8 protein-coding genes are annotated in these 8,656 nt (G+C 50.3%); 2 read left to right on the forward strand and 6 right to left on the reverse strand.

The window, feature by feature from the left end; translation table 11 throughout:
* The first annotated feature begins 445 nt into the window (after positions 1-445).
* Both ACJHWK_RS23600 and mdtD read left to right on the forward strand, forming a co-directional pair.
* Positions 446-1,138, forward strand: coding sequence for a FadR/GntR family transcriptional regulator (locus tag ACJHWK_RS23600; protein ID WP_001131177.1), 693 nt, complete (start codon positions 446-448; stop codon positions 1,136-1,138).
* Between the two features lie 22 nt (positions 1,139-1,160).
* Positions 1,161-2,588, forward strand: a complete 1,428-nt coding sequence (gene mdtD, locus ACJHWK_RS23605) for a multidrug transporter subunit MdtD (RefSeq protein WP_001280852.1) — start codon at positions 1,161-1,163, stop codon at positions 2,586-2,588.
* Here the strand turns inward: mdtD and rbsR are convergent.
* The 6 genes from rbsR to rbsD form a co-directional block, all read right to left on the reverse strand.
* Positions 2,554-3,546, reverse strand: coding sequence for a ribose operon transcriptional repressor RbsR (gene rbsR, locus ACJHWK_RS23610; RefSeq protein ID WP_000224470.1), 993 nt, complete (start codon positions 3,544-3,546; stop codon positions 2,554-2,556). The two genes, mdtD and rbsR, sit on opposite strands and share 35 nt — an antisense overlap.
* A 3-nt stretch (positions 3,547-3,549) precedes the next feature.
* Positions 3,550-4,479: a ribokinase gene (rbsK, locus tag ACJHWK_RS23615; RefSeq protein WP_001590929.1), complete on the reverse strand. Its 930-nt coding sequence runs from the start codon at positions 4,477-4,479 to the stop codon at positions 3,550-3,552.
* 125 nt (positions 4,480-4,604) lie between these two features.
* Positions 4,605-5,495, reverse strand: coding sequence for a ribose ABC transporter substrate-binding protein RbsB (gene rbsB / locus ACJHWK_RS23620; RefSeq protein WP_001056273.1), 891 nt, complete (start codon positions 5,493-5,495; stop codon positions 4,605-4,607).
* 24 nt (positions 5,496-5,519) lie between these two features.
* Positions 5,520-6,485 (reverse strand): ribose ABC transporter permease, encoded by a 966-nt coding sequence (gene rbsC / locus ACJHWK_RS23625; RefSeq protein ID WP_000211858.1) that lies wholly within the window; start codon positions 6,483-6,485, stop codon positions 5,520-5,522.
* A gap of 4 nt (positions 6,486-6,489) precedes the next feature.
* Positions 6,490-7,995 (reverse strand): ribose ABC transporter ATP-binding protein RbsA, encoded by a 1,506-nt coding sequence (gene rbsA / locus ACJHWK_RS23630; RefSeq protein WP_000387770.1) that lies wholly within the window; start codon positions 7,993-7,995, stop codon positions 6,490-6,492.
* A gap of 7 nt (positions 7,996-8,002) precedes the next feature.
* Positions 8,003-8,422, reverse strand: coding sequence for a D-ribose pyranase (gene rbsD / locus ACJHWK_RS23635; protein ID WP_000715936.1), 420 nt, complete (start codon positions 8,420-8,422; stop codon positions 8,003-8,005).
* Between the last annotated feature and the right edge of the window lie 234 nt (positions 8,423-8,656).

Below are 8,656 nucleotides of genomic sequence, written 5' to 3' on the forward strand. Positions count from 1 at the left end.
GAATTACGTGTTCACTCTTGAGACTTGGTATTCATTTTTCGTCTTGCGACGTTAAGAATCCGTATCTTCGAGTGCCCACACAGATTGTCTGATAAATTGTTAAAGAGCAGTGCCGCTTCGCTTTTTCTCAGCGGCGCGGGGTGTGCATAATACGCTTTCCCGCTACAGAGTCAAGCATTTATTTTTGCTTTCTCTGCCGAAGTTCTCAGGAGAACCCCTCTGACCCGGCGGCGTGTTTGCCGTTGTTCCGTGTCAGTGGTGGCGCATTATAGGGAGTTATTCCGGCCTGACAAGAGGAAATTTAAAATAATTTTCTGACCGCGCATTTTTTCAGCAAAAGCCCCGTTAATGTGCCATAAAACAAGCAATTTGCCGTTTTTGCAACCGTAATCACACTTCCTGGTGGCATACTAAGGAGGAATAAAAAGAAAAAGGAAGATTAGTAATGCCTTTAAGCGCACAACAGTTAGCTGCACAGAAAAACCTTTCGTATGTTCTGGCTGAGAAGCTGGCGCAACGCATCTTAAAAGGTGAATATGAACCCGGCACCATTTTGCCTGGTGAGATTGAGCTGGGCGAGCAATTTGGAGTGAGTCGTACAGCGGTACGCGAAGCGGTCAAAACGTTAACGGCAAAAGGGATGGTTTTACCGCGACCGCGAATTGGTACCCGGGTCATGCCACAATCAAACTGGAATTTTCTTGATCAGGAATTGCTTACCTGGTGGATGACAGAAGAGAACTTTCATCAGGTCATCGATCACTTTCTGGTTATGCGTATCTGTCTGGAGCCGCAAGCTTGCCTACTGGCTGCAACGGTTGGCACCGCGGAACAGAAGGCGCATCTCAATACGTTAATGGCCGAAATGGTGGCATTAAAAGAGAACTTTCGCCGTGAACGCTGGATTGAGGTCGATATGGCTTGGCATGAGCATATCTATGAAATGAGCGCCAATCCGTTTTTGACCTCATTCGCCTCGCTATTCCATTCGGTTTATCACACTTACTTCACGTCAATTACCAGCGACACAGTGATAAAGCTGGATCTGCACCAGGCGATTGTTGACGCGATTATCCAAAGCGATGGCGACGCGGCATTTAAAGCTTGTCAGGCGCTGCTACGCTCACCTGATAAGTGACACCCCGATAACAGGACATTGAATGAGCGATAAAAAGAAGCGCAGTATGGCGGGTTTGCCGTGGATCGCGGCGATGGCCTTCTTCATGCAGGCACTTGATGCCACTATTCTGAATACCGCCTTACCCGCAATCGCTCATAGCCTTAATCGTTCTCCTCTCGCGATGCAATCAGCCATCATCAGTTATACGCTGACGGTGGCGATGCTTATTCCGGTAAGCGGATGGCTAGCCGATCGCTTCGGTACGCGTCGCATATTTACCCTTGCCGTGAGTCTGTTCACGTTGGGTTCTCTGGCCTGCGCACTTTCTAACTCGCTACCACAGCTGGTTGTCTTCCGGGTTATTCAGGGGATAGGCGGCGCAATGATGATGCCTGTTGCTCGGCTGGCCTTACTGCGCGCTTATCCTCGTAATGAGCTTCTTCCTGTATTGAATTTTGTCGCCATGCCGGGTCTGGTGGGGCCAATTTTAGGCCCCGTTCTTGGCGGCGTGCTGGTCACCTGGGCAACCTGGCACTGGATATTTTTAATCAATATCCCCATAGGTATTGCGGGCCTTCTTTACGCGCGCAAACATATGCCCAATTTCACCACCGCACGACGCAGATTCGATATCACTGGCTTTTTGCTGTTTGGCCTTAGCCTTGTTCTCTTCTCAAGCGGAATAGAGCTATTCGGGGAAAAGATTGTCGCCAGTTGGATTGCCTTGACGGTAATTGTCACCAGCATCGGGTTACTGCTTCTCTATATTCTCCATGCACGACGCACGCCAAACCCATTAATTTCATTAGATTTATTTAAAACCCGCACTTTCTCGATCGGTATCGTAGGCAATATTGCAACCCGTCTGGGGACCGGCTGTGTACCGTTCCTTATGCCATTGATGTTACAGGTAGGATTTGGTTATCAGGCGTTTATTGCCGGCTGTATGATGGCACCGACAGCGTTAGGTTCCATTATTGCAAAATCGATGGTTACCCAAGTCTTACGTCGTCTGGGCTATCGCCATACGTTAGTGGGGATCACGGTGATTATTGGGCTAATGATCGCTCAGTTCTCTTTGCAATCACCAGCAATGGCGATATGGATGCTGATCTTGCCGTTGTTTATATTAGGGATGGCTATGTCGACGCAATTTACCGCAATGAATACCATCACACTTGCCGATCTGACCGATGACAACGCCAGCAGCGGTAACAGTGTTCTGGCGGTCACGCAGCAACTGTCTATCAGTTTAGGCGTTGCTGTAAGTGCGGCCGTCCTTCGCGTTTATGAAGGGATGGAAGGCACAACGACAGTCGAACAATTCCACTATACGTTTATCACGATGGGCATTATTACTGTTGCTTCAGCAGCAATGTTCATGCTTCTGAAAACAACCGATGGTAATAATTTGATCAAAAGACAGCGTAAATCTAAGCCGAACCGCGTTCCATCAGAATCGGAGTAAGTTGTAATCGTTGTTGCTGAAGGGTCGGCTGGGTTATCCGATGGATGAGTACATCAATCGCCAGCTCCCCCAGTTCATCTTTCGGTTGGTGGATAGTGGTTAATGGTGGCGTCATAAAGCTTGCCAGTTCGATATCGTCATAGCCAATCACCGCGATATCCTGCGGAACCTGTAACTCTGCCTGATACAGCGCCTGGTAAACGCCAACAGCCATAGCGTCATTTCCGGTAAAGACGGCCTGAGGACGCAGCGGATGTGATAACAGTTGGCGCATGGCGTCAAACCCGCCGTTAAATTCAAAATCACCAGTGACTTCATAGCCATCAGGAATGTTGAGACCCGCACGTTTCATCGCCGCCCGATAACCTTCCAACCGCAGGCGCGCCGGAGTTTTATCCAGCGGACCGGTAATACAGGCGATACGGGTATGACCTTTATCGATCAGATATTGCGTTGCTAAGTCTCCGCCCAGCAACGAGTTATCCTGAATAAGATCGCTGTCGCCATCGAACGGAGCCCAGTCCATCATCACAGTAGGCACTGTCGGATAACGTTGCATGATTTCACGCGAAGGTTGATGCGTTTCGGTGCACAGTAACAGCAAGCCATCAACGCGTTTTTGCATCAGCGTTTCCAGATTGCGATTCATCCGCTGTTCATCGCCTTCAGTATTGCAAAGGACGAGACTATAACCGCGTTCGAAGCAGCTGCGTTCAACGCCACGCACCAGTTCTGAATAGAAAGGATTGGTACTGGCAGTGATCAACATGCCAATGGTATGTGTTTGATTGAGTTTGAGGCTACGCGCCAGGGCTGATGGCGCGTAATTGAGTTCTTTAATCGCCGCTTCAACTTTGGCGGTAATCGCTTCACTGACGAAGCGATCTTTATTGATAACGTGAGAAACTGTTGAGGTAGAAACGCCCGCCAGGCGGGCAACATCTTTCATTGTAGCCAAGCATCACCTCTGCCTGTCTAAAAATGCGTCGATCTCTTCACGCCACGGTACGGAAGGTTGTGCGCCTTTACGTGTTACGGCAATCGCAGCGGCAGCATGGGCAAACCGAATCGCCTCTGGCAATGGTTTTTCTTCCAGCAACGCCGTGATTAACGCGCCGTTAAAGGTATCTCCGGCAGCAATGGTATCGACAGCCTGCACCCGGAATCCAGGAACGCGCTGACCTTCACCATTCACGCTAGCCCATACACCACGACTTCCTAAAGTAATCAGTACAGTATGGATACCTTTTTCATGCAGTACCTGCGCCGCCTTCGCTGCATCTTCATCATTTTCAACACGAATACCGGTGAGCTTTTCTGCTTCCGTTTCGTTTGGCGTAATAATGTCCACCAGCGCCAGCAGTTCGTCAGGAAGTTCGCGAGCCGGAGCCGGGTTAAGCGCAACGATAGTCTTATTTTGATGGGCGATTTTCGCCGCTGCCATCACACTTTCGAGTGGTGATTCCAGCTGCATTAATAATGCTGACGCGTTGGCAATACGCTCACGTTGCGCTTCCACCAGCGCCGGGGAAAGGGCAGCATTAGCGCCGGCATGAATACCGATGACATTCTCACCTTCGCCATTAACAAAAATCAGCGCCACACCTGTTGATTCGCCTTTGATCACGCTGACCGGAGTAATATCGATGTTATCAGTGGCGAGCTGCTGGCGAACGCTCTCACCAATACTGTCATCACCCGTACAGGCAATAAACGCGATATTCGCACCGCTACGCCCAGCAGCCACAGCCTGATTAGCGCCTTTGCCGCCAAATGCAACCTGATAGTGGTTACCGGTTACGGTTTCGCCTGGAGTAGGAAAAGATTGAAGATTAAGAATGTGGTCAGCATTAATGCTGCCAAGAACAACGAGGCTGCCTGCGTTTTGCATATTCGGGATGTCCATAAAATGCGCCACCGTGTTAGGGTGGCGCGTGCCCTGCTTTTCTTTATATTACACGTTCATCTGTCGATGACGTATTTATGTCACCATCAGGTCATACAACCTGATTAAAACTACTGCTTAACAACCAGTTTCAGATCAACCGGATACTTAGCCTGAACTTTCTCGCCTTTCAGCACTTTATCTGCGGTTTCGACGCCTTTCGCGCCAATCTGATCGGGTAGCTGAGCGATAGTCGCTGCTAGTTTGCCATCATTCACCGCTTTTTCGCCATCCGGTGTACCGTCAAATCCGACGACCATCACATCCGATTTACCGGCAGTTTGCAGTGCGCGCAGCGCGCCAAGCGCCATTTCATCATTCTGCGCGAATACAGCCTGAACATCCGGATGAGCGGTCAACAGGTTCTGCATTACGTTCAAACCTTTGGTGCGATCAAAATCTGCAGGCTGGCTGGCAAGAACATTAAACTTGTGAGCAGCAACGGCCTGCTGGAAACCTTCGCCACGTTCACGGGCTGCGGATGTACCGGCAATGCCTTGCAGCTCGATAACTTTGGCACCTTCACCCGCTTTCTTCGCGATGTAATCACCGGCGATTTTGCCGCCCAGTACGTTATCAGATGCAATGTGGCTCACCACTTCACCTTTCGTTGCCTGGCGGTCAAGAGTGATAACCGGGATGTTCGCCTGGTTAGCCATCTTCACAGCATTACCTACTGCGTCGGAGTCGGTCGGGTTAATCAGCAGAATTTTGGTGCCGCGAACGGTTAAGTCCTGCACGTTCGCCAGCTCTTTCGCCGGGTTGTTCTGGGAGTCCAGCACCACCAGGTTATAGCCAAGTTTATCCGCCTCTTTCTGCGCGCCATCTTTCAGCGATACAAAGAACGGGTTGTTAAGCGTGGAGACCACCAGCGCGATGGTGTCTTTTGCCATCGCATTCGCACTGACGGTGGCGCTTAGCGCAACAGCGGAAACCAGGGTAGCCAGTTTTTTCATGTTCATATTCAAGATGTCCTGTAGTCGTTATTACTGCTTTTTGTTGTCTACCAGCACCGCCAGCAAAATCACCACCGCTTTGACGATCATCTGGTAATAGGAGGAAACACCTAACAAATTCAATCCATTATTAAGGAAGCCAAGAATTAATGCGCCGATCAACGTCCCAACAATGCGACCTTTTCCGCCCGCCAGACTCGTACCGCCCAGAACCACCGCAGCAATAGCATCCAGCTCATAGCCAGTCCCCGCCGTGGGTTGTGCGGAGGAGAGACGCGCCACTTCAATGATCCCGGCCAGCGATGCCAGCAGACCACAAAGAGAATAGACGATGATTTTGATTTTATTGACGTTGATACCAGAAAGACGCGTTGCCGCTTCGTTGCCGCCCAGCGCGTAGATGTAACGCCCCAAACGCGTGTGATGCAGCATGTACCAGGCCGCGAGGAACACAATCCCCATGATCCAGACTGGCGTCGGTACGCCCAGCGGACGACCGATCCCAAACCAGCCAAACAGATCGGCGTTCTCAGTAAAGCCGGTATTCACTGGGCTACCGTTGGTATAAACCATGGTCACGCCGCGCAGTAAAAGCATCATAACCAGCGTAGCGATAAACGCCTGGACGCGACCTTTCGCTACAATCACCCCGGTTACCGCACCAATTGCGGCACCTAACGCGAGAGCGGCAGCGACAGCCACCAGCGCATTGACTTCAATGCCAACGATAGATGCAGCAACTGCGCCGGTCAGCGCCAATAGAGAACCTACCGACAAGTCGATGCCCGACGTCAGGATCACCAGCGTCATCCCGACTGCCATAATGGCGTTCACCGAGGTTTGCTGGAGAATATTGAATAAGTTATTGATGGTGAAAAAGTTCGGGCTTAACGTCGAGACAATCGCGATCAGCACCAGCAGAGCGATAAGCGATTTCTGCTCCATCAGCCACGCTTTCGTGAAATAACGGCGACCAGAGACAGTCTGGGTTGTCATTTTTTTACTCCTGATTCACGCGATTAAGCTTGCCCACAGCGGCAGCCATTAACACTTCCTGGGTGGCCTGCTCACGAGTAAATTCCCCGCTGAGATGCCCTTCATGCATGACGATGATGCGATCGCTCATGCCTAATACTTCTGGCATCTCCGATGACACCAGAATGATGCTCAAGCCATCGGCTTTGAACTGGTTAATCAGTTGATAGATCTCTTTTTTCGCGCCGACATCTACGCCACGGGTAGGCTCATCGAGGATCAACACTTTGGGGCGTGTCATCAGACCACGGGCAATCGCCACTTTTTGCTGATTGCCACCGGAAAGCAGACCAATTGCCTGTTCCATCGACGGCGTTTTCACATTAAACAGACGAATGAAATCACTTACTGCCTGCTGTTCATCGGCATGCTTCAAACTGCCGCCAGCGCGGCTGAAGTAGCGCAGCGCGGTCAGCGACATATTCTCTTTTACTGACATGCCCAGCACTAAACCGTCACGTTTACGGTCTTCGGAGATATACACAATGCCGTTTGCCAGGCCATCCTGCGGTGAACGGGTAACAACTTCATGCCCATCCAGGGTGACGTAACCGCTGGTGCGCGGCAGTGCGCCGTAGAGCACTTTCATCAGTTCGGTACGACCTGCGCCCATCAAACCAGAGACGCCAAGAATTTCGCCTTTGCGTAAAGTAAAAGAGACATCGTTAACGCCAGGTCCGCAGAGATTATCGACTTTCAGGCGAATATCTCCTGGCGCTTTGTCCAGGTGCGGATATTGATCTTCCAGCTTGCGGCCCACCATCATCTCAATCAGCGAATCTTCGGTCAGTGATGCTACTTCACGCTCAGCAATAAATTGCCCATCACGAAAAACGGTAACGTCATCGCAAATCTCGAAGATTTCTTTCATGCGGTGGGAAATATAGACAATACCGCGGCCTTGCGATTTCAGCTCGCGGATGACGCGGAACAAGGATTCGGTTTCGGTATCGGTCAGCGCATCGGTCGGTTCATCCATAATGATGACTTTCGACTCAAAGCTCAGCACTTTGGCTATTTCAACCATTTGCTGGTCACCGATGGAAAGATCGCCCACTAACTTGTCGCTTTTAAAGCGCAGGTTAAGTTTAGCCAGCAATTTATCCGCTTCGGCATACATGGTTTTCCAGTCAATTTTGCCAAAGCGATTAACAAACTCACGACCGAGGAAAATGTTTTCGGCAATGGTCAACTGCGGGATCAGGTTCAGTTCCTGATGGATAATCCCAATCCCGGCTTCCTGGGAAGATTTCGGCCCGGTAAACGTCGTTTCTTTCCCCAGCCATAAAAGCGTACCGGCATCGCGAGTATAGATACCCGTAAGCACTTTCATCATGGTGGATTTACCCGCACCGTTTTCGCCCACCAGCGCCATCACGCGGCCAGGATAGACATTTAACGCTGCACCCGAGAGGGCTTTTACGCCCGGGAAGGCTTTATCGATGCCTTTAAGCTGAAGTAATGCTTCCATGACGGCCTCAGAACGTCACGCCAGCACAGAGAATGATATTCGCATACGGAGAACATTCTCCGCTGCGAATTACCGCCTGACTTTCTGCGGTTTGTTGTTTGAATTGTTCATGCGTGGTGTAACGAATTTCAATGGTATTTCCCTGGTGTTTTTGCAGCTGCTCAAGGTGAGTGAGCAACGTTTCGTGGAGTTGCGGATTATGTTGTTTGATCTCTTCCGCGATAATGGCTGCCTCGACCTGCATTTCATTTGTGACGACGCCCAGCACCTGCATAAAAGAAGGTACACCCTGGGTTAATGCCATATCGATACGCGTTGTACTTTTGGGAATGGGTAAACCTGCATCACACACCACCAGCGTATCGGTATGTCCCAGTCGGGAGATCACCGATGAAATATCAGAATTAAGAACGGTGCCTTTTTTCATTTTTTTCTCCATCAGCGAAACGTTTCGCTGACCCGCAGTTTAATCCTGACTGAGTTGGGAAAACCATCGTGAAGTTACGGAAATGTGATCAACCTCGAAACGTTTTACATGGTGATTAACCATGAAAATAAATATCCTCCGGCATAGCCGGAGGTTTTTCAAATGCGCCTATAAGGCTCTCTTACCAGCCGCGCCCTAACAGGCGCACACGATCTGACATTTGCATCCAACTTC

The sequence above is a fragment of the Escherichia sp. WS547 genome (assembly GCF_046486065.1).
Taxonomy (GTDB): domain Bacteria; phylum Pseudomonadota; class Gammaproteobacteria; order Enterobacterales; family Enterobacteriaceae; genus Escherichia; species Escherichia coli.